The organism is Bradyrhizobium sp. ORS 86, from assembly GCF_045571475.1.
Classification (GTDB): Bacteria; Pseudomonadota; Alphaproteobacteria; order Rhizobiales; family Xanthobacteraceae; genus Bradyrhizobium.
In genome coordinates this window covers 5,218,217-5,239,640 of the sequence record NZ_CP120699.1, presented here as the reverse complement: position 1 = coordinate 5,239,640, position 21,424 = coordinate 5,218,217, and the positions used below count along the sequence as shown (strand labels likewise).

Here is a 21,424-nt window from a genome sequence, read left to right as displayed (position 1 = left end):
AAAGCGGCTTGACGGTGACCGTCCCGACGTCGCCGTTCCACCCGGGAACCGCTTGATGACGCTGTGGTTTGTGTTCGCGCTGATGACGGTTGCCGCGGTCTTTGCCGTGCTCTGGCCGCTCAGTCGCAGCCGGCCGGCGGATACGGGCGGTAGCGAGGTCGTAGTGTACCGCGACCAGCTCGCCGAAATCGACCGTGACATGGCATCCGGTAACATCGGCGCCGCCGAGGCGGAGGCCGCGCGGATCGAGATCAGCCGGCGGCTGCTTGCGGCCGCCGATCGGAGCGGGCAAGAGGGGCCGCTCAAAGGCAATCTGAAGCTGCGGCGCGTGGCAGCGACCTTGGCATTGATCGGCCTGCCGGTCGTTGCCGCAGGCTTCTACCTTCCGCTGGGGTCACCGCGGCTTGGCGACTTTCCGCTCGCGGAGCGCAGTCGGGTCGCCGATGCCAACCAGCCGTTGGCCGATCTGGTGGCCCAGGTCGAAGCTCACCTGGAGAAGAATCCGACCGATGGCCGTGGCTGGTCGGTGCTGGCGCCGGTGCTGTCGCGCCTTGGCCGCTATGACGATGCGGTCCGCGCCTATCGCAATTCCATCACTTATGCCGGTGACAGCGCCGATCGCCGTGCGGACCTCGGCGAGGCGTTGATGGGGACGGCGGGCGGCGTCGTCACCGCGGACGCCAAGGCTGAGTTCGAGCGCGCGGTCGCACAGAGCGCCGACAATGCCAAGGCCAACTACTTCCTCGGCATCGCGGCCGAACAGGACGGCCGCAAGACAGAGGCCGCGGCGATCTGGAAGGGGATGCTGGCGAAGGCGCCGGCCGACGCGCCGTGGCGGCCGCTGGTGCAAGCCGCCCTGGTGCGGGTTGGCGGCGTCGCCGCGCCGACGCTGCCCGATGGCGCGGTGGCCGCGGCCAAGGACATGAGCGAGGGCGATCGCAACGCCATGATCCACGGCATGGTCGATCGGCTCGCGACGCGGCTGAAGCAGAACGGCGACGACGTCGAGGGCTGGCTGCGGCTGGTCCGCGCCTATCTCGTGATGGGAGAGCGCGGCAAGGCGATGAGCGCGCTTGCCGATGCGCGGCAGGCGGTGGCGAAGGATGCGGATCGACTGCGTCAGCTCAATGAGGGGCTGAAGAATCTCGGGCTGGATGGATAGCGCATGACGCCGGACCGGATGCAGCGGCTTTCGGCGGGCGTGATGCGCAAGGATGGACCATGACCAGGAAGCAACGGCGTTTGACTCTGATCGGCTGCGCGCTCGCGGTGCTCGCCATCGCCGCGGGACTGGTGCTGAACGCGTTGCGTGACTCCATCGTGTTCTTCTCGACGCCCTCGATGGTCGCCGAGAAGCATCTCGGCCCAGGTTCACGCTTCCGGCTCGGTGGTCTGGTGCAGCCGGGATCAGTCAAGCGCGGCGACAATCTCGCGGTCACCTTCACCGTCGCCGACGGCAGCGCAAGCCTGCCGGTCGCCTTCAAGGGCATCCTGCCGGACCTGTTCCGTGAAGGGCAGGGCGTCGTTGCCGAGGGGATGCTCGATCCGTCCGGCGTGTTTCGTGCCGACACCGTGCTCGCCAAGCATGACGAGAGGTACATGCCGAAGGATGTCGCCGACGCCTTGAAGAAGCAGGGCCACTGGAAGGACGACTACGCCGCCAAGCCGAGCGCTTCGGCGGCACCGACGCAGGGAGCGATGCGATGATCGCGGAAAGCGGACATTACGCGCTGGTGCTCGCGCTCGGGCTGGCGTTGATCCAGTCCGTGGTGCCGCTACTCGGTGCGCGCTGGCGCGACGTCGCACTGATGAACGTCGCGCGCTCAACCGCGCTGGCCCAGCTCTTGTTCGTTGCGGCGTCGTTCATCGCGCTGGTGACGCTGCACGTCACCTCGGACTTCTCGGTCGTCAACGTCTACGAGAACTCGCATTCGCTGAAACCGATGATCTACAAGATCACCGGCGTGTGGGGAAACCATGAAGGATCGATGTTGCTCTGGGTCTCGATCCTGGCGCTGTTCGGCGGCCTGGTCGCGGCCTTCGGCAACAATCTGCCGCTATCGCTGCGCGCCCACGTGCTGGCGGTGCAGGCCTGGATCGCCAGCGCGTTCTATCTCTTTATCCTGATCACCTCGAACCCGTTCCTGCGCATCGCCAATCCGCCGATCGAGGGACGCGATCTCAATCCGGTGTTGCAGGACATCGGCCTCGCGGTGCATCCGCCGATGCTCTATCTCGGCTATGTCGGCTTCTCGATCTCGTTCTCCTTCGCGGTGGCGGCCCTGCTCGAGGGCCGTATCGACGCGGCGTGGGCGCGCTGGGTGCGCCCGTGGACGCTGACCGCGTGGATCTTCCTGACGCTCGGCATCGCGATGGGCTCCTACTGGGCCTATTACGAGCTCGGCTGGGGAGGCTGGTGGTTCTGGGATCCGGTCGAGAACGCCTCGCTGATGCCGTGGCTCGCCGGCACCGCGCTGTTGCATTCGGCGCTAGTGATGGAAAAGCGCAATGCATTGAAGGTCTGGACCATCCTGCTGTCGATCCTGACCTTCTCGCTGTCGTTGCTCGGCACCTTCCTGGTGCGCTCCGGCGTCCTCACCTCGGTTCACGCATTCGCCACTGATCCGACGCGAGGCGTCTTCATTCTGCTGATCCTCTTTATCTTTATCGGCGGCAGCTTCTCGCTCTACGCCTGGCGTGCGCCCGCCCTGAAACAGGGAGGATTGTTCGCCCCGATCTCGCGCGAGGGCGCGCTGGTGCTCAACAATCTCTTGCTCACCACCGCGTGCGCAACCGTGTTCATTGGGACGCTGTATCCGCTGGCGCTCGAGGTGCTGACCGGCGAGAAGATTTCGGTCGGTGCGCCGTTCTTCAATTTCACCTTTGCGCCGCTGTTCGTGCCGCTGCTGCTCGCGGTGCCGTTCGGGCCGCTGCTTGCGTGGAAGCGCGGTGACCTGCTCGGAGCGGCACAGCGGCTGACGGTGGCCGGCATCGTCTCGCTCGTTGTGATCGCGCTGGTCTGGGCGTGGACCTATGGCGGCGCGACGCTCGCGCCGCTCGCGATCGGGCTTGCGGTGTTTGTGATCGTTGGCGCGCTGTGCGATCCGGCTGAACGTATTGGGTTGTTCCGCATCCCGCTCTCGATCTCGCTGCGCCGCGCGCGCGGCCTGCCGCGTGCGACATGGGGCACTGTGTTTGCGCATGCCGGCCTCGGCGTCGCGCTGATCGGCATCGTCTGCGAGACCACCTGGAACAGCGAATATATCGGCGCGATGAAGGCGAACGACGTCGCCGCGGTCGCCGGCTATCAGTTGCGGCTCGACGGCCTGACGCAGCGCCAGGGACCGAACTTCCGCGAGATGGTCGCCCAATTCACCGTGACCCGCGACGGAGAGCAGGTGGCCTTGATGACGCCGTCCAAGCGCAACTTCACGACACGTGGTGCATCGACGACGGAGGCTGCGCTGCTGACGCGCGGCGCGAGCCAGCTCTACATCTCGCTTGGCGACGCCGGCGCCGACGGCGCGATCGCGGTGCGCATCTATCACAAACCGCTGGTGCTCTTGATCTGGTGGGGACCGGTGCTGATGGCGCTCGGCGGCCTGCTGTCGCTGTCCGACCGCCGCTTGCGGGTCGGTGCCCCGAAGCCGGCCAGGGCGGCGCGCGCATTGCAGGCGGCCGAGTGATGCGGTCGCGCGGTCTCGCTGCCGGCCTGCTCGCCGCCGCCTTGGTGCTCGGCGCGATGCCGGCGCACGCGGTGCTGCCAGACGAGGTCATGTCGGACCCGGCGAAGGAGGCGAGGGCGCGCGAGCTCTCCAAGGAGCTTCGCTGCATGGTCTGCCAGAACCAGTCGATCGACGATTCGGAGGCGCCGCTCGCGCGCGACCTCCGTCTTCTGGTGCGCGAACGTATCGCGGCCGGCGACAGCAATCAGCAGGTGATCGATTTCCTGGTGGCGCGCTACGGCGAATTCGTGCTGCTCAAGCCGCGCTTCAACGAGCACACGCTGTTGCTCTGGCTGACCCCGCCGCTGGCGCTTCTGCTGGGTGGTTTGGCGATCTGGCGCTTTGGCCGGCGGAGGGCAAACGCGACCAAAGCCGCAGGCCTTTCCGACCCGGCCCTGACAGCCGATGAGCGGGCACGCCTGGAGCGGTTCCTGGCAGCGGAATCAGCGCCGGACAAACCGATTTGAGTTCGTCTAAGTCATTCACCTGCCTGCGTTATTCTGCCGCAGAGTGCCTTATCTTAATTACAAAAGTTTAATTCCGCCGCCAGCGCGCCGTAAGGCTGATGACCCCATGTTCAGACGCATCAGGTGCCGGCCCCTGCACCACGATTCTGGCCTTGGAGATTTCAAGAAATGACCGACCGTCACGACCTCTCGTCCTTTCCGTCCTACAAGCAGCCGAAGCGCTCGCTGTTGTCTGCTCGCAAGTTCGCGCTGATGGCGTCAGTCGTCGCCGGTCTCGGCGCCGCCGTCTATGGCTTCAGCCCCTCGCACGATGCTTCGTTGTTTGCGACCCCGGCGCATGCGCAGGTCAACAACGAGGTCCGCAAGGTTCAGCAGCCGGTCGGCTTCGCCGACATTGTCGAGCGCGTGAAACCGTCGGTGATCTCGGTGAAGGTCAACATCCGGGAGAAGCTCTCCAAGGACGACAGCAATGAAGATTCGCCGTTCCAGCCCGGTTCGCCGATGGAGCGCTTCTTCCGTCGCTTCGGCGGTCCGGATGGTCTCCCCCCGGGTCTGCGTGGCGGACCGCGTGGTGGTGGCGTTGTGACCGGCCAGGGTTCCGGCTTCTTCATCTCGGCTGACGGCTACGCCGTGACCAACAACCACGTCGTCGACGGTGCCGACAAGGTCGAAGTCACGACCGACGACGGCAAGACCTATTCTGCCAAGGTGATCGGCACCGATCCGCGTACCGACCTCGCGCTGATCAAGGTCGAGGGCGGTTCCAACTTCCAGTTCGCAAAGCTGTCCGACAGCAAGCCGCGGATCGGCGACTGGGTGCTGGCCGTCGGCAATCCCTTCGGTCTCGGCGGCACCGTGACCGCGGGCATCGTGTCCGCCTCCGGCCGCGACATCGGCAACGGTCCGTATGACGACTTCATCCAGATCGACGCGCCCGTGAACAAGGGCAACTCCGGTGGTCCGGCATTCGACATGTCGGGCGAGGTGATGGGCGTCAACACCGCGATCTACTCGCCGTCCGGCGGCAGCGTCGGCATCGCGTTCTCGATCCCGGCCGCGACCGTGAAGAGCGTCGTCGCCCAGTTGAAGGACAAGGGCTCGGTCAGCCGCGGCTGGATCGGCGTCCAGATCCAGCCGGTGACCTCTGACATCGCCGACAGCCTCGGCATGAAGAAGGCCGAAGGCGCGCTGGTTGCCGAACCGCAGGCCAACGGCCCCGCGGCCAAGGCCGGCATCGAGTCCGGTGACGTCATCACGGCCGTCAACGGCGAGACGGTGAAGGATGCGCGCGAGCTCGCCCGCACCATCGGCGGCCTGCCTCCCGGCAATTCGGTGAAGCTGAACGTGCTGCACAAGGGCCAGGACAAGGTCGTCAACATCACGCTCGGCCAGTTGCCGAACAACCTGGAGGCCAAGGCCGATAACGACAACAACGATCGCGGCAACTCCAACCGCGGCACCGACGTGCCGAAGCTCGGCCTGACCGTTGCGCCCGCCAACAGCGTGGCCGGTGCCGGCAAGGAAGGCGTGGTCGTGACCGAGGTCGATCCGAAGAGTGCCGCTGCCGAGCGCGGCTTCAAGGAAGGCGACGTGATCCTCGAGGTCGCCGGCAAGAGCGTCGGCACCGCCGGCGAGGTGCGCGATGCGATTACTTCAGCGCGCAACGACAACAAGAACAGTGTTCTCATGCGCGTGAAGAGCGGCGGTTCGTCGCGCTTCGTGGCTGTGCCGCTGGCCAAGGGCTAACTATATGAGTTGGGAGGCGTCGCCGGCATCAGTCGCCCCCGCCGACGGCGCTTCCCGGGGGGCGGGCGCCTTGCTCGCTCCCTTCGGTGCCTTTCGATGGAATACGCCCCCCTCCGTCGGAAGGGCTCAGGGCGGTGAAGTCCCCCAGCTTCACCGCCCACTTTTTTCACCCCCGCACGATCCGGAAGAATACCAACCGGCTTTCCGGCCCGATCATGTGACGGCTACATTTCGAGAACATGCGCGGTCGCCTTGCATGTGCAGGCCGGCCGCGCCATGGTGAGAGAAGGCCAATTCCCGTGACCGCAACCGCTCCACAAATGCGCATTCTGATCATCGAAGATGACCGCGAGTCCGCCGACTATCTGGTGAAGGCATTCCGGGAAGTCGGCTATGTCGCCGATCTCGCATCCGACGGCGAGGAGGGCCTGTCGATGGCCGAAACCGGCGATTACGACGTGCTCGTCGTCGATCGGATGCTACCGAAGCGCGACGGCCTGTCATTGATCGGGAGCCTGCGCGACAAGGGCAACCGCACGCCGGTCCTGATCCTCTCCGCGCTCGGCCAGGTCGACGACCGCATCAAGGGCTTGCGCGCCGGCGGCGACGACTATCTGCCAAAGCCCTATTCGTTCGCCGAGTTGCTTGCTCGCGTCGAGGTGCTGTCGCGCCGCAATGTCGGCCCGGCCGAGGAGACCACCTACCGGGTCGGCGACCTCGAGCTCGATCGCCTCTCGCATCGAGTCGCCCGCGGCAAGGATGAGCTGACGCTGCAGCCGCGCGAGTTCCGGCTGCTCGAATATCTGATGAAGCATGCAGGCCAGGTGGTGACGCGCACCATGCTTCTGGAGAACGTCTGGGATTATCATTTCGATCCGCAGACCAATGTCATCGATGTGCACATCTCGCGGCTGCGCTCCAAGATCGACAAGGGCTTCGAGCGCCCGCTGCTGCACACGATCCGCGGCGCGGGGTACATGATCCGTGACGGCATTCGGTAAACTGATCCGAACCACGGCGTTTCGGCTGACGCTGGTCTATCTGTTTCTGTTTGCGCTGTTTGCTGCCTCGCTGCTGGCTTATTTCGCCTGGAACACGCGGCGTCTGATCACCGAGCAGATCGCCACGACGGTGAATGCAGAGATCGGGGAGATCACCGACATCTATAACCGCCGCGGCTTGCATGGTCTGCTGATTACGATGGGCAACCGCGCGCTGCGGCCGGGCGCCAACCTTTATCTCGTGACGGCGCCGAACGGGCAGGCGCTCGCCGGCAATGTCGGCTCGCTGGCGCCGGGCGTGATGGGCACGCAGGGCTGGTCGGAGACGGCCTATCGGCGGCTCGACGACCAGGACAAGACCGATCACCGCGCGCTGGTGCGGGTCACCGAGATGGACAACGGCTTCCGCCTGCTCGTCGGGCGCGATCTCGAGGAACGGCGGCGTTTGTTCGGGATCGTCGCCAAGGCCGCGCAGTGGTCGATCCTCGTCGTCGTCGTGCTCGGCATCGGCGGCGGCATTTTCGTCGCGCGCCGCGTGCTGCACCGGATCGACGCCATGACCGGCACCACGAAGACCATCATGGCCGGCGATCTGTCCGGCCGGCTGCCGGTCGGCCGCAGCGGCGATGAGCTCGACCGCCTGGCGGAAAATCTCAACGCCATGCTGGAGCGTATCGAGGCGCTGATGACGGGCCTCAAGGAGGTCTCCGACAACATCGCCCACGATCTCAAGACGCCGCTGACGCGGCTGCGCAACCGCGCCGAGGAAGCATTGGCGAAGTCCGGCTGCGAGGCCGACTATCGCGCCGCGCTGGAGCGGACGATCGAGGAATCGGACGGCCTGATCCGCACCTTCAATGCCCTGTTGATGATCGCCCGCGCCGAATCCGGCCAGGCGCGCGGCAACATGGACGATTTCGACGGCGCCGACGTCGCCAACGGTATCCACGAGCTGTACGAGCCGCTGGCCGAGGACGACGGCATGACGCTGCTGGTGAAGACGACGCCCGCGCCGATCCACGGCAACCGTGAATTGATCAGCCAGGCGCTCGCCAACCTGGTCGAGAATGCGATCAAATATGGCAAGCCCGAAACCGCCACAGGGTCGTCGAGCGCGGCGAAAAACGAGATCCTGATCGAGGCGCGGCGCGAGGGCAATCAGGTGCTGCTCAGCGTCACCGACCACGGTCCTGGCATTCCCGAGGGCGATCGCAAGCATGCGGTGGAGCGATTCGTCCGGCTCGAAGCGAGCCGCACCTTACCCGGGTCCGGTCTCGGCCTCAGCCTGGCCTCGGCCGTCGCAACGCTCCATGGCGGCGAGCTTCGGCTCGGCGACTCGCATCCGGGCCTGGTCGCGACCCTGGTCCTGCCCGCGCGGGTGGCCGGCAGTGACAGGCTTGCGGCTCAAACGCAGGATGTGCCACAGAAGGCGGCATGAATGCCGCCGCGCCGGGAAACGCGGATCGACAGGGGCTGGCCGCGCGATTTGCGGACGGGCCACGTGTCGCCGCGCCGCAATCCGCTGAACAGCGCCTGACCGACTGGTTCGCCGAGCTCGAGCCGGCACAAGCGGACGCACTCAACGCGTTGCTCGGACATCCCTTCGCAAGGGACATCCTGCGCGGCATCGCCGAGTTCTCGCCATATCTGTTCGAGCTCGCGCGCACCGACGTCGCACGGCTGGTCCGGATCCTGTCATGCGACCCGGAGTCGCACCTTGCCGCACTGATCGAAAGAACCTCGCGCGAGGTGCTCGCTGCCGGCGGCGAGGCCGACGTGATGCATCTGCTCCGCCGCTTGAAGGCGGAGGCCGCGCTCCTGATCGCGTTGTGCGACATCGGCGGCGTCTGGCCGGTGATGCGGGTCACGGCGGCGCTCACCGATGTCGCCGTCGCCTCGGTGCAATCGGCGCTGCGCTACCTGCTCCGGCAGGAGGTCGCCCGGGGCCGGATGACGGCTGATGACCCCGAACACCCCGAGATCGGCTCGGGCCTGATCGTGCTGGCGATGGGCAAGATGGGTGCCGGCGAACTGAACTATTCCAGCGACATCGACCTGATCGTGTTCTTCGATCGCTCGGCCACCTCGCTCGCCGAAGATATCGAGCCGCAGCCGTTCTTCGTGCGCGTCACCCAGGCGATGGCGCGGATGCTGCAACAGCGTTCGGGCGAGGGATACGTGTTCCGGGTCGATCTCCGGCTGCGCCCGGATCCGGCCTCGACACAGGTCGCGATCTCCACCGACGCCGCGCTGCACTACTACGAGCGCGAGGGACGCACCTGGGAGCGCGCCGCGATGATCAAGGCGCGGCCCTGCGCCGGCGATCCCGCCGCGGGAGATGCGCTGCTTGCCGAACTCGCACCGTTCGTCTGGCGCAAGCACCTGGATTTCGCGGCGCTCGCCGATGTGCACGACATGAAGCGGCAGATGCAGACCTATCGCGGCCAGAGCGAGATCTCGGTCGAAGGCCACAATGTCAAGGTCGGCCGCGGCGGTATCCGCGAGATCGAATTCTTCGCCCAGACCCAGCAACTGATCGCCGGCGGCCGGCATCCGGAATTGCGCGTGCGGCCGACGCTGGAGGCGCTGAACGTTCTCGCCAACAGCAACTGGATCACCTACGAAGCGCGCGACGAGCTGACCACGGCCTATGAATTTCTGCGCCGGGTCGAGCACCGGCTGCAGATGATCGCCGATGAGCAGACCCATTCGCTCCCGGAGCAGGCCGAAGCAGTCGAGCGCTTCGCGCATTTCTTTGGTTACGAGAACCGCGAGGCCTTCGCGAAGGACCTGCTCGGCCACCTCAAGATCGTCCAGAGCCACTACGGCAAGCTGTTCGAGGGCGACGATCCGACCGGCACCGCGAAGCTGCCGCAGATCGACTATGGGGCCGGGCCCGACGATGCCCGCCTGATCGAGCATCTCGCCAATGTCGGATTCAGGAAACCGGTCGCCGTTGCCGGGGCCGTGCAGCAGTGGATCACGGGTGACTATCGCGCACTGCGCGTCGAGGCGACGCGCGCGGCGTTCCTCGAATTCATTCCGGGGCTGATCGACGGTCTCGCACATGCCGAAGAGCCCGATGATGCAGTGGCGGCGTTCGATCGCTTCCTGGGCGCATTGCAGCGCGGCGGACGGCTGATCTCGCTGCTCAGCCAGAACCGCGACCTCGTCGCGCTGGTGGCGCTGATCCTGGGTGCCGCGCCGCGGCTCGGCGACATGCTGGCGCGGCAGCCGCAGATCATGGACGGCCTGATCGACCCGCGGTTCTTCGGCGCGATGCCGGACAAGAAGGAACTGTCCGAACGGCTCGCCACCACCTTGCAGGATGCGTCGTCCTATGAGGACTTCCTCGATCGCCTGCGGCTGTTCGGCCAGGAGAGCCTGTTTCTGATCGGCACGCGGATCTTGTCCGGCACGGTCTCGGCGCAGCACGCCAGCGTCGCGTTTGCCGATGTCGCCGAGGGCATCGTGCACACCGTGCACGGTCTCGTCACCGACCAGTTCGCGGCGCAATATGGCCGGATCAAGGGGCAGGAGACCGCGATCATCGCAATGGGCCGGCTCGGCAGCCGCGAAATGACGGCGTCCTCCGACCTCGACCTGATCCTGCTCTACGACTACGACCATGAGGCGCCGGATTCCGACGGCCAGCGCTCATTGCATGGCGCGCAGTATTTTGCCCGCTTTACACAGCGGCTGATCAGCGCGTTCACCACACGCACCAATTACGGCGTGCTCTATGAGGTCGACATGCGGCTGCGTCCGTCCGGGCGTGCCGGCCCCGTCGCCTCGCGGATCGATTCTTTCGCCGATTATCAGGAACGCGAGGCCTGGACCTGGGAACACATGGCGCTGACGCGCGCGCGGGTGATCTCGGCGGCGCCGCACTTCCGCGAGCGGATCGAGGCGATCATTCGCGGTGTGCTGACGCGGCCGCGGGATGCGGCGAGCACCGCCGCCGATGTCGCCGACATGCGGCGCGCGATTGCGCTGGAGAAGGGCGAGGACGATGTCTGGGACCTCAAGCTCGCGGCGGGCGGGCTGGTCGACATCGACTTCATCGCGCAATACCTGCAGCTAGCGCATGCGGCGGCAAAGCCCGAGATCCTCAGCGTCTCGACGATGCAGGTGCTCGATAATGCCGCCAAGCTCGGGCTGCTCGGGCACTCCGAAGCCGAGATCCTGCGCTCGGCGGCGCGGCTGTATCACGACCTGACGCAAATTCTGCGGCTCTGCGTGATCGGCAAATTCAACCCGGAGACCGCCGGTGAAGACCTGCTGCGCGTGATGGCGCGGGCCGGCGACACGCCGGATTTTTCCGCGCTGGAAGCGCGCCTGCGCGAGACGCAGAGCGAGGTGCGCCGCGTGTTCAACGCGATCGTGGGCGGCGGTTAGAACGGGTGCGAAGGCAAACTCGCCGCTGCGATCTTGCCGGCGAACGGTCAGATGAAATCTTCCGACGGCGCCCGTTGCGGCTCGAAGTTTTCGATGAAGATGCGGACCATCGCACCGATCAGGAAGCAGCCCTGCATTGCAACGACGCTGGAAATGAAGGCGACAACTCCCATCGTCAAACCGTCGGTGTGCCCGACGAAATAGGCAGCCGGAATAACGAAGAGCATCGCGAAGAGGCAGACGTAGACCCTGAAGTAGCGTCCCAGCAGCAACCCGCAGATGCCGCTCGCCAGAACGATCTCCAACATAACGCCTCCTCCATGATCCCTGCGGACGCCGCGGCGTCCCCGGCTGACTTGCGGCGACCGCCGCTGTCAGGATATCCGCCGGTAGATGCCAACATCCTGCCAAAGTCTTCAATCCCGGTAAAGTACGGCCTCGTTCAGCCGCTTCGGGGCGTCCAGCAGGCGGAGCGGCTCTGGCCAACTTCAAAAGGGTTAGAACAGCCTTAACGCCAAGGGCGATCCGCATTTATACCACCGTCGGCGCCAAGAAGCGGCCCAGCGATACCTCTCCGGGGACCGGTCAATGGCGCGGACCGCACGATGTTCCTGGCTAACATCCGAACCGGCCACCGAGCCTGCGAGCGTTTGATATCCGGCTGGATACTCGGCACGGTGACCTGCCCAATTCTGAAGATGAGCACACAGGCGGAGCGCCGATGGCGACACGTTTAGGCGCGATCGTTTATCGAGCGCGCTTGCGCGCGCTCGATGGTCTGTTCAGCCACACTCGTCCTGACGGGGCGCTGCTACCGGTGGCGGGCTTGCAGAACTAGAGAGAGAAGAAGTTGCTGTGCAACGCCACCTGATGAGCACTCGCTGAATCCGCGTTGACGACCGAATGGTCGATCACTGCGTCGTGCCCAGTGGCGGCCGTGTGGGCTTCGTTCACGAGCGCGGCCAAGTTGCCATGGGCAGCATCACCGCCCGCCACGAAACTGTCCCGGCTTCCGGAATTTGCGTCAGCATGCTCCTGGAAGGCAAAGGCGTTATTGCCAATGACTCCGACTGCAGGCGCTGTGGTGCCTGGATGATTGGTTTCGGTGGGTGCGGAATTGAAATGAAAGCCGTCCTTTGCCGTCTCGACGGCCATGGTGCCTTGGGCCGCCGCGGCGTCAGGCGCGGCCGGTTGGCTGACGCTCGCGGCCTCGCTCACCGCAGAGCTGCCTGAGGCGGTCGACGACGCCGTCGACGTCGAGTCGGATGCCGTCGCGGGTGGATCGCCAAAGTGCTGCGCCCATGCCGCAGCCTCGAGCGGCTTGTTGTCGGTGGAACCGGTGAAGCCATACGATCCGCCGGAATTCGAATCCCAGATGTTCACGAAGCTGACGTTCACCCCGGATTGATGCAGCGTATCCGAGAGCCACTTCACGAATGTCGGATTGTCGGTGAGGCCCGCGCCGTCATGTGTATTGCCTGCACCGGTCTCGGCAATAGCAAACGGCTTCCCTGCCGATTTGGCGAGATCGATCAGTTGTTGAAGCGTGGTCGCATGTCCGTCACTGCCATCGAGCGACCATTGGTTGGACGCCGGGTAGGTGTAATAGTGCTGAAGGTTGACCGGGTCTGACGCCCATTGCTGAACACTGGAGTCGTAGACGGGCTGCGACGAATCGAGGACTTGCCCGCTCTTGTCCCAGTCATAGAGGTGGGTCGACGAGCCGTAGGGATAGACGTCGCCGTAGACGTCGGCGGCGATGATATCGACGTACTGGTCTCCGGGATATGCACTCTGGATGACGTTGCCGGCGTGGCTGTAGTTCGTCACGGCCGGGTTCCATGCCACCTCGATGTTCACACCCTCGGCTGCACCTGCGGCATGCAACACGGTGTAGATGTGCTGGAACGCCTTGACCCAATCGGCGCGCGTCGCGGCGTCGTCGCCGGCATAGGAGGGCATGGTGTTGATGTTCATCTCCCAGCCGGGCCGCCAGATCTGGGTCGTGAAGCCATTGTCGGCCCAGGCCTTGACCATGTTCGTCAGCACCGAATCGTACTGGCCGGCCGTAAAATCCTTGTAGAACTGATCCGGGGATTCCGAGCCCGATGCGGTCGAGGTCATCGGCAGTCCGATCACCGGCGTGACCCCCTTGAGCACCGGCGATTGCGCCATCGATGCTGCATTCCAGCTCGATTGACCAACCCAATCCGAGATGGGCAGGCGTTGGTCGCCATACTGGTCGAGGAACTGCGGCGTGGTTTTCATCAAGGTTGAGAAAGCGTTGAAGTTCGCTTCGAAACTCGCTTCCTCGCTTGAATCGTAATAGTTCGGGTTCCCGACAAAAACGCCGAGAGGAAACGGCGTTGCGCCGCCGGCAGTGTTCTGACTCATTAGGTTTGTGCTCTCGCTGCTCTTTCTCCTTCATCGGTGTCTAAGCGGCCAATGCGTAATAATCGTGTCGGCACCGGACACCTAATCGCCGCTAGTCTGCCACGCATCTGGCGACTCAATCGCGACGTCAGCGGAGCCACGAGAATGCTGGCGCGGGAAGAGCACTGCCGATGCCTTGACGGAATCCGAAGCGGCCGTTCGGGCCTTTGTTGCATGCCACGAAGCTGATCGCGGATATCCGCCATCACGCCCTGCAGGACGTGCGCGAGCTCGATGTCATTATTGCGCAGCGTAGCTGCAAGCGTGTCTTTGCACGCACCACAATTTCGTCCAGCTCTACGCCTGTTTCAGCCTTTGCAGGGCGTCGCGAACGTCGGGATCAAGGCCGGCGCCACCGGCGTCGAGATGGGCGAAGATCTGCTTGCGCATCCGCGGATCCCAGAATTTCCAGATGTGCTCGGAAATGCCCTGCACCGCGCGGTCGCGCCCCTGGCTCTGGAAGAACTTTCCGATCTGGTTCGCCATATAGACGAGCTTGTCAGGCGACGACGACATAAGCGGACTCCTTGCCGGCCACCGCGCCAATGACGCGTTCCGGATGCGTAAAGATTTCAAATCCGTCCGACCGCGCGATGGCGACGAGCGTGACGCCGGCGGCATCAGCCATCTGCACCGCAAGCGCGGTCGGGGCGGACATCGCGACCATCAACGGCGCGCCGATCGCCGCGGTCTTCTGCACCATCTCGACCGAGACGCGGCTGGTCAACAACACCATGCCCTCGCTCGTCGCGGTCTGCTCTCGCGCCAACGCTCCTGCGAGCTTGTCGAGCGCATTGTGCCGGCCGACATCCTCCCGCAGCGCCACGATGCCGCGTCCGGGCGTCCAGAACGCGGCGGCGTGCACGGCGCGGGTTTGGTGATTGATCTCCTGCAGCGGCGTGATGGCCGCCATTGCGGTCATCACCTCGCGCGGCGCGAACGATCGCCTGGCAGCTACGACCGCGGCCGGGCGAACCGCTTCAGTGATGGAATCGACGCCGCAGATGCCGCACCCGGTCGGTCCCGCAATGTGCCGGCGGCGCTCGGCGATCAGCGCGGCCTTCGCCGGCTTCAGCCACATCCTGAGCTCGATGCCATCGTCGAGCTCGACGATGTCGAGCGTCTCGATTTCGTCGGCCGATTGCACGATGCCTTCGCTGAGGCTGAAGCCGATGGCGAAATCGCCGAGGTCCTCGGGAGAGCCCATCATCACGGCGTATGTGCCGCCGTTGTAGGTCAGCGCCAGCGGCGTCTCGTCCGGGATCAGGCGTGTCCCTTCGCTGAACGCGCCGTTGCGCCAGACTTTCCGGTTCGCCTTGTGCACGGGCTCGCGCATCGCTACTCCGCGGCTTCCACGACCGGCGCGATGCGGCGGGAGTGCCGCGCCTGTTCGTCATAGGCCTTCTGCCAGTCGGTCGGACCGTTCGATGGCGAGATCTGGACGGCGGTGACTTTGTACTCCGGACAGTTGGTGGCCCAGTCGGAGAAGTCGGTCGTGATCACGTTGGCCTGGGTGTCAGGGTGGTGGAACGTGGTGTAGACCACGCCGGGGGCGACGCGGTCGGTGATCAGCGCGCGCAGCGTGGTTTCGCCGGCACGGCTCGCCAGCCGAACCCAGTCGCCGTCACGCACGCCGCGCTGCTCGGCGTCGTGGGGATGGATCTCCAGCCGGTCCTCGGCGTGCCACACCACGTTCTCGGTGCGGCGGGTTTGCGCGCCGACATTGTACTGGCTGAGGATGCGGCCGGTGGTGAGCAGCAGCGGGTAGCGCGGGCCGGTGCGCTCGTCGGTCGCGATATATTCGGTGATGATGAACTTGCCCTTGCCGCGCACGAAGCCGCCGATATGCATCACCGGCGTGCCCTCGGGCGCCTTCTCGTTGCAGGGCCACTGCACCGAGCCGAGTTCCTCCAGCTTGGCGTAGGAGACGCCGGCGAAGGTCGGCGTCAGAGCCGCGATTTCGTCCATGATCTCGGACGGATGGTTGTAGTGCATCTCGAAACCCATCGCCTTGGCGAGCAGGATGGTAACCTCCCAGTCCGCGTATCCGTTCCTCGGCGACATCACCTTGCGCACGAGCTGGATCCGGCGCTCGGCGTTGGTGAAGGTGCCGTCCTTTTCCAGGAAGGTCGAGCCGGGCAGGAAGACATGGGCGTAGTTCGCGGTCTCGTTCAGGAAGAGGTCATGGACGATCACGCATTCCATCGCCGATAGCGCGGCCACCACATGCTTGGTGTTGGGATCGGACTGCAGGATGTCCTCGCCCTGCACATAGAGTCCCATGAAGGTGCCTTCGATCGCGGCGTCGAACATGTTGGGGATGCGCAGGCCCGGCTCCTTGTTGAGCTTGACGTTCCACATCGCCTCGAACTGCTCGCGCACGGCGTCGCCGGAGATATGGCGATAACCGGTCAGCTCGTGCGGGAACGAGCCCATGTCGCAGGAGCCTTGCACGTTGTTCTGGCCGCGCAGCGGATTCACCCCGACGCCGGGCCGGCCGACATTGCCGGTCGCCATCGCGAGGTTGGCGATCGCGATCACGGTGGTCGAGCCCTGGCTGTGCTCGGTGACGCCAAGTCCATAGTAGATCGCAGCGTTGCCGCCCGTGGCGTAGACTCGCGCCGCCTCGCGCAGATCCTTCGGATCGACACCGGTCATGATCGCGGTCGCTTCCGGGCTGTTGCTCGGCTGCGCGACGAATGCCGCCCAATCCTCGAACTCGCTCCAGTCGCAGCGCTCGCGCACGAAGGCCTCGTTGACCAGCCCTTCCGTGACGACCACATGGGCGAGCGCCGTGAGCACGGCGACGTTGGTGCCTGGCATCAGCGGCAGGTGCAGCGCCTTCACGTGCGGCGATTCGACCATCTCGGTGCGACGGGGATCGATCACGATCAGCCGCGCGCCCTGGCGCAGCCGCTTCTTCAGCCGTGAGGCGAACACAGGGTGAGCTGAGGCCGGGTTGGCGCCGATGATCATGACGACATCGGAATGCTCAACCGAATCGAAATCCTGCGTACCTGCCGACGTGCCGAAGGTCTGCGACAGGCCGTAGCCGGTCGGCGAATGGCAGACGCGGGCGCAGGTGTCGACATTGTTGTTGCCGAAGCCGGCGCGGATCAACTTCTGCACCAGATAGGTTTCTTCGTTGGTGCAGCGGGACGAGGTGATGCCGCCGACGGCGTCGCGGCCATATTTCTGCTGGATGGCCTTGAACTTGGCGGCGGCGAAGCCGAGCGCCTCGTCCCAAGACACTTCGCGCCAGGGATCCTCGATCCGCTCGCGGATCATCGGCTTCAGGATGCGCTCCTTGTGAGTTGTGTAGCCCCAGGCGAAGCGGCCCTTGACGCAGGAATGGCCGCGATTGGCCTTGCCGTCCTTATACGGCACCATGCGCACCACTTCCTCGCCGCGCATCTCGGCCTTGAAGGCGCAGCCGACGCCGCAATAGGCGCAGGTGGTGACGACGGAATGCTCGGGCTGGCCGATCTCGATGACCGATTTTTCGGTCAGCGTCGCGGTCGGGCAGGCTTGCACGCAGGCGCCGCAGGAGACGCATTCGGAGCCGAGGAAGCTCTCGCTCATGCCGGGTGAAACGCGGCTGTCGAAGCCGCGGCCGGCGATCGTCAGCGCGAAGGTGCCTTGCACCTCCTCGCAGGCGCGGACGCAGCGCGAGCAGACGATGCATTTCGAGGGATCATAGGTGAAATAGGGATTGGACTCGTCCTTTGGCATCCAGGCCGGATTGGCCGTGCCATTGGACTTGGCGAACACGTGGTTCTCGCCCTCATAGCCGTAGCGCACGTCGCGCAGGCCGACCGCGCCGGCCATGTCCTGCAATTCGCAGTCGCCGTTCGCCGCACAAGTCAGGCAGTCGAGCGGATGGTCGGAGATGTAGAGCTCCATCACGCCCTTGCGCAGCTTCTTGAGCCGCTCGGTCTGCGTGTGCACGACGAGGCCCGGCATCACGGGCGTGGTGCAGGAGGCGGGCGTGCCGGCGCGCCCCTCGATCTCGACCAGACAGAGCCGGCACGAGCCGAACGCGTCGACCATGTCGGTGGCGCACAGCTTCGGGATCTGGGTGCCGGCCTCCATCGCGGCGCGCATGATCGAGGTACCCTCGGGCACCGTGATGCTGCGCCCGTCGATGGTCAGCGTGACCATCGTCTCGGACTTCGATTGTGGCGTGCCGAAATCGGTTTCGTGGATCAGCGACATCGTGATCTCCTGTTATTCCGCGGCCTGCAGCCGGGCCGGTGCCGGGCCGAAATCTTCCCGGAAGTGTTTCAGCGCGCTCATCACGGGGTAGGGCGTGAAGCCGCCGAGCGCGCAGAGCGAGCCGAACTTCATGGTGTTGCAGAGGTCCTCGACCACCGCGAGGTTCTCGGCGACGCGCTCGCCATTGATGATCTTGCTGATGGTCTCGACGCCGCGGGTCGAGCCGATGCGGCACGGCGTGCACTTGCCGCAGGACTCGATCGCACAGAACTCCATCGCGAACCGCGCCTGCTTCGCCATATCAACGCTGTCGTCGAACACCACCAGGCCGCCGTGGCCGATCAGGCCGTCGCGCGCGGCGAATGCCTCATAGTCGAACGGCGTGTCGAACAGCGCGCGCGGGAAATAGGCTCCGAGCGGACCGCCGACCTGAACCGCGCGCACGGGACGTCCCGTGAAGGTGCCGCCGCCGATGTCGTCGACCAGCTCGCCGAGCGTGACGCCGAACGCGGTCTCGAACAGCCCGCCATATTTGACGTTGCCGGCGAGCTGGATCGGCATGGTGCCGCGCGACCGCCCCATGCCGAAATCGGCATAGGCCCTGGCGCCGTTGTCGAGGATGAAGGGGATCGCCGCGAACGACAGCACGTTGTTGATCACGCTGGGACGGCCGAACAGGCCCTTGTGCGCCGGCAGCGGCGGCTTGGCGCGCACGATGCCGCGGCGGCCCTCGAGACTTTCCAGCAGCGAGGTCTCCTCGCCGCAGACATAGGCGCCGGCACCGACGCGCACCTCGAGGTCGAAGTTGTGCGCGGAGCCGCCGACGCGATCGCCGAGCAAACCGGCGCGCCGGGCGGCGGCAATCGCCGCGTTCATGGCCTCGACCGCGTGCGGATATTCCGAGCGGATGTAGATGTAGCCCTTGGTGGCGCCGACCGTGATGCCGGCAATCGTCATCCCTTCGATCACGACGAAGGGGTCGCCTTCCATGATCATGCGGTCGGCGAAGGTGCCGCTGTCACCTTCATCGGCGTTGCAGACGATGTATTTGCGGTCGGCATTCGCCTGCGCCACCGTCTTCCACTTGATGCCGGTCGGGAAGCCGGCGCCGCCGCGGCCTCGTAGGCCCGATGTGGTGACGTCGGCAAGGATCTGGTCCGCTGTCAGCGTCAGCGCCCGCTCCAGGCCCTTGTAGCCGCCATGGGCGCGATAGTCGTCGACCGAGCGCGGATCGACCACGCCACAGCGCGCGAAGGTCAGGCGGGTCTGCCGCTTCAGCCAGGGAATCTCGTCCGTGGCACCAAGCCGCCGGGGATGCTGCCCGTTGCGGGCCATCGCATCGAGCAGGGCAGGGGCATCGGCCGGCGTGACTGGACCAAACGCGACGCGGCCCTGCGCGGTCGCAAGCTCGACCATCGGCTCCAGCCAGTAGAGCCCGCGCGAGCCGGTCCTGACAATCTCGAGTGTGACGCTCCGTGCGGCCGCGGCTTGCGCGAACGCCAGGGCCACCTCATCGGCGCCGACCGCGACTGCACCGGCATCGCGGGGAATGAATATCCGCATCGTCATCGCTGCGCCTCCGTGACCAGCGCGTCGAGCCGCGCCTCGTCGAGCCGCCCGACCACGCGGCCATCGAGCATCCCTGACGGCGCGGTGGCGCAGAGGCCAAGGCAGTAGATCGGCTCCAGCGTCACGCGCTGATCCGCCGTGGTGTGGCCGAGGGAAACGCCGAGCCTGGCCTCCGCTCGCGCCGCCAGCGCGTCGCCGCCGGCAGCCTGGCAGGCCTCGGCGCGGCACAGTTTCAGGACATGGCGCCCGGACGGTTGTTTGCGGAAGTCGTGATAGAAGGTGAACACGCCGTGCACCTCGGCGCGGGACAGGTTGAGCGCCTGCGCGACCATCGGGATCGCCGGCTCCGGCACGTAGCCGAATGCCTCCTGCAGCGCGTGCAGGATGACCAGCGTGGCGCCTTCGAGCTTGGCATGTTCGGCGATGATCTCGGCGCCGCGCGCCTCGTCCCAGGGTTCGTATTCCGACGTCATCCGCGCTCTCACGATCAGTTCTTCGACTGTGCGTATGAGAGTTGGAATCCTTCGAAACATCAATAAAGCCGTCTCATGCGGCGATTGCGAAACGCGATTAATAGTGTGGCGCTATGGGGTGATTTGGAATCGCAATAATGTCCGAGAATCACGAACTTCCGGCGCGCTTTTGGGGTTAGGATCGCGCCGCGGCCGTGCTACTTGTGACTGTGTTGGGACACTGTTTTCGCGATGGGGGTTGATCCTTGATCGACAAGCTGGAACTTCTGCTGGCGCTGGCCAAAGAGCGGCATTTCGGGCGAGCCGCGGAGGCCTGCGGCGTCACCCAGCCGACCATGTCGACCAGCCTCAAGCAGCTCGAGGAAATCCTCGGCGTCATGCTGGTGCAGCGCGGCTCCCGCTTTCAGGGTTTCACGCCGGAAGGCGAGCGCACGCTCGACTGGGCGCGGCGCATCGTCGGCGATGCGCGGGCGATGAAGCAGGAGATCAACGGCCTCAAGGACAAGCTGTCGGGCGAGATTCGGATCGCCGCGATCCCGACGGTGCTCGGTATGGTGGCGTCGCTGACGACGCCGTTCCGCGCACGCCATCCCGACGTGCGCTTCCGCATTCAGTCCTGCACTTCGGCGGACGTGCTCGGCCTGCTCGAAAATCTCGAGGTCGATGCCGGGCTCACCTACATCGAGAACGAGCCGATCGGCAAGGTCCGCACCATCCCGCTCTACAACGAGAGCTATCGCCTGCTGACGGCGCCCGACGCCATGTTCGGTGACCGCAAGCAGGTGACGTGGAAGGAAGTGGGCACTGTGCCGCTCTGCCTGCTGACGCCCGACATGCAGAACCGCCGCATCATCGATCGCGCGCTGACCACGGTCGGCGGCGAGGCGACGCCGACGCTCACCTCGAATTCGCTGCTCGTGCTCTACACCCATGTGAAAACCGGTCGTTGGGCGAGTGTGATGCCGGCGAAGCTTGCCGAGACACTCGGGCTGGCCGACGCGGTCCGCAGTATCCCGATCGTCGATCCGGTTGTGGATTACAGCATCGGCATGGTGATCCCGCAGCGTGATCCGATGACGCCGCTGATCGCGGCCTTGGTGCAAGTCGCGCGTGAGGTCGCGCCGACGCTCGAGACGCAGTAGCTCTCGGCAAACAGCCGAGGCGCTTCGGCTACGGTTCCCGAGTGAGACAACCGCCGGCCCGGTCTCGAAGCTGTTACGGTTGTCTGCTTGCTTGAAGAACGCTGCAACCGCGTTGTCCCCAAGCAATCTGCTCGTGCACGCAGCAGCGATGGAACTCCGGGACCGCTCGGCGGTTTCATTGCGGCGTTCCGATCAGCGAGCAGGAGATGCCTTGAATCGCCGCCAACTACTCCATGGATCGGCCATGTTGCCGAC

The 21,424-nt window shown here is 65.4% G+C and carries 16 protein-coding genes; 9 read left to right on the top strand and 7 right to left on the bottom strand.

The window, feature by feature from the left end; all coding sequences use genetic code 11:
• Positions 1 to 55: 55 nt before the first annotated feature.
• From ccmI to P6U25_RS24295, 8 genes are all read left to right on the top strand, one after another.
• Positions 56 to 1,162 (top strand): c-type cytochrome biogenesis protein CcmI, encoded by a 1,107-nt coding sequence (ccmI, locus tag P6U25_RS24330; protein ID WP_407147298.1) that lies wholly within the window; start codon positions 56 to 58, stop codon positions 1,160 to 1,162.
• Positions 1,163 to 1,221: 59 nt separating this feature from the next.
• Positions 1,222 to 1,707, top strand: coding sequence for a cytochrome c maturation protein CcmE (gene ccmE, locus P6U25_RS24325; RefSeq protein ID WP_407147297.1), 486 nt, complete (start codon positions 1,222 to 1,224; stop codon positions 1,705 to 1,707).
• Positions 1,704 to 3,686, top strand: a complete 1,983-nt coding sequence (locus tag P6U25_RS24320; protein WP_407147296.1) for a heme lyase CcmF/NrfE family subunit — start codon at positions 1,704 to 1,706, stop codon at positions 3,684 to 3,686. The genes ccmE and P6U25_RS24320 overlap by 4 nt, the downstream gene beginning before the upstream one ends.
• A complete protein-coding gene (locus tag P6U25_RS24315) occupies positions 3,686 to 4,192 on the top strand; it encodes a cytochrome c-type biogenesis protein (RefSeq protein ID WP_407147295.1) in 507 nt (168 codons plus the stop codon). Before P6U25_RS24320 ends, P6U25_RS24315 begins: the two co-directional genes overlap by 1 nt.
• Positions 4,193 to 4,360: 168 nt before the next feature.
• Positions 4,361 to 5,938 (top strand): Do family serine endopeptidase, encoded by a 1,578-nt coding sequence (locus P6U25_RS24310; RefSeq protein WP_407147294.1) that lies wholly within the window; start codon positions 4,361 to 4,363, stop codon positions 5,936 to 5,938.
• 320 nt (positions 5,939 to 6,258) lie between these two features.
• Positions 6,259 to 6,939: a response regulator transcription factor gene (locus P6U25_RS24305; protein WP_066503271.1), complete on the top strand. Its 681-nt coding sequence runs from the start codon at positions 6,259 to 6,261 to the stop codon at positions 6,937 to 6,939.
• A complete protein-coding gene (locus P6U25_RS24300; protein WP_407147293.1) occupies positions 6,923 to 8,377 on the top strand; it encodes an ATP-binding protein in 1,455 nt (484 codons plus the stop codon). The genes P6U25_RS24305 and P6U25_RS24300 overlap by 17 nt, the downstream gene beginning before the upstream one ends.
• The gene (locus P6U25_RS24295) at positions 8,374 to 11,337 is read left to right on the top strand and encodes a bifunctional [glutamine synthetase] adenylyltransferase/[glutamine synthetase]-adenylyl-L-tyrosine phosphorylase (RefSeq protein ID WP_407147292.1); all 2,964 of its coding nucleotides are present in this window, start codon (positions 8,374 to 8,376) and stop codon (positions 11,335 to 11,337) included. Before P6U25_RS24300 ends, P6U25_RS24295 begins: the two co-directional genes overlap by 4 nt.
• A gap of 47 nt (positions 11,338 to 11,384) precedes the next feature.
• Here the strand turns inward: P6U25_RS24295 and P6U25_RS24290 are convergent, their stop codons facing one another.
• From P6U25_RS24290 to P6U25_RS24260, 7 genes are all read right to left on the bottom strand, one after another.
• Positions 11,385 to 11,645, bottom strand: a complete 261-nt coding sequence (locus P6U25_RS24290; protein ID WP_407147291.1) for a hypothetical protein — start codon at positions 11,643 to 11,645, stop codon at positions 11,385 to 11,387.
• A 526-nt stretch (positions 11,646 to 12,171) separates the two neighbouring features.
• Entirely contained in the window at positions 12,172 to 13,512 is a 1,341-nt protein-coding gene (locus P6U25_RS24285; protein WP_407147290.1) for a hypothetical protein, read from the bottom strand.
• A 555-nt stretch (positions 13,513 to 14,067) separates the two neighbouring features.
• Complete coding sequence (locus tag P6U25_RS24280) at positions 14,068 to 14,286, bottom strand: formate dehydrogenase subunit delta (protein WP_407147289.1); 219 nt, start codon at positions 14,284 to 14,286, stop codon at positions 14,068 to 14,070.
• A complete protein-coding gene (gene fdhD, locus P6U25_RS24275) occupies positions 14,270 to 15,106 on the bottom strand; it encodes a formate dehydrogenase accessory sulfurtransferase FdhD (RefSeq protein ID WP_407147288.1) in 837 nt (278 codons plus the stop codon). Before fdhD ends, P6U25_RS24280 begins: the two co-directional genes overlap by 17 nt.
• Before the next feature lie 2 nt (positions 15,107 to 15,108).
• Positions 15,109 to 17,985 carry a formate dehydrogenase subunit alpha gene (gene fdhF / locus P6U25_RS24270; RefSeq protein WP_407147287.1) on the bottom strand — a complete coding sequence of 959 codons (2,877 nt, stop codon included), beginning with the start codon at positions 17,983 to 17,985 and terminating at the stop codon, positions 15,109 to 15,111.
• Between the two features lie 12 nt (positions 17,986 to 17,997).
• Complete coding sequence (locus P6U25_RS24265; protein WP_407147286.1) at positions 17,998 to 19,554, bottom strand: formate dehydrogenase beta subunit; 1,557 nt, start codon at positions 19,552 to 19,554, stop codon at positions 17,998 to 18,000.
• Positions 19,551 to 20,027, bottom strand: a complete 477-nt coding sequence (locus P6U25_RS24260; RefSeq protein WP_407147285.1) for a formate dehydrogenase subunit gamma — start codon at positions 20,025 to 20,027, stop codon at positions 19,551 to 19,553. Before P6U25_RS24260 ends, P6U25_RS24265 begins: the two co-directional genes overlap by 4 nt.
• Positions 20,028 to 20,272: 245 nt before the next feature.
• Between P6U25_RS24260 and P6U25_RS24255 the strand changes: the two genes are divergently transcribed.
• On the top strand, positions 20,273 to 21,169 hold the full coding sequence (locus P6U25_RS24255) for a LysR family transcriptional regulator (protein WP_407147284.1): 897 nt from the start codon (positions 20,273 to 20,275) through the stop codon (positions 21,167 to 21,169).
• Positions 21,170 to 21,424 lie beyond the last annotated feature (255 nt).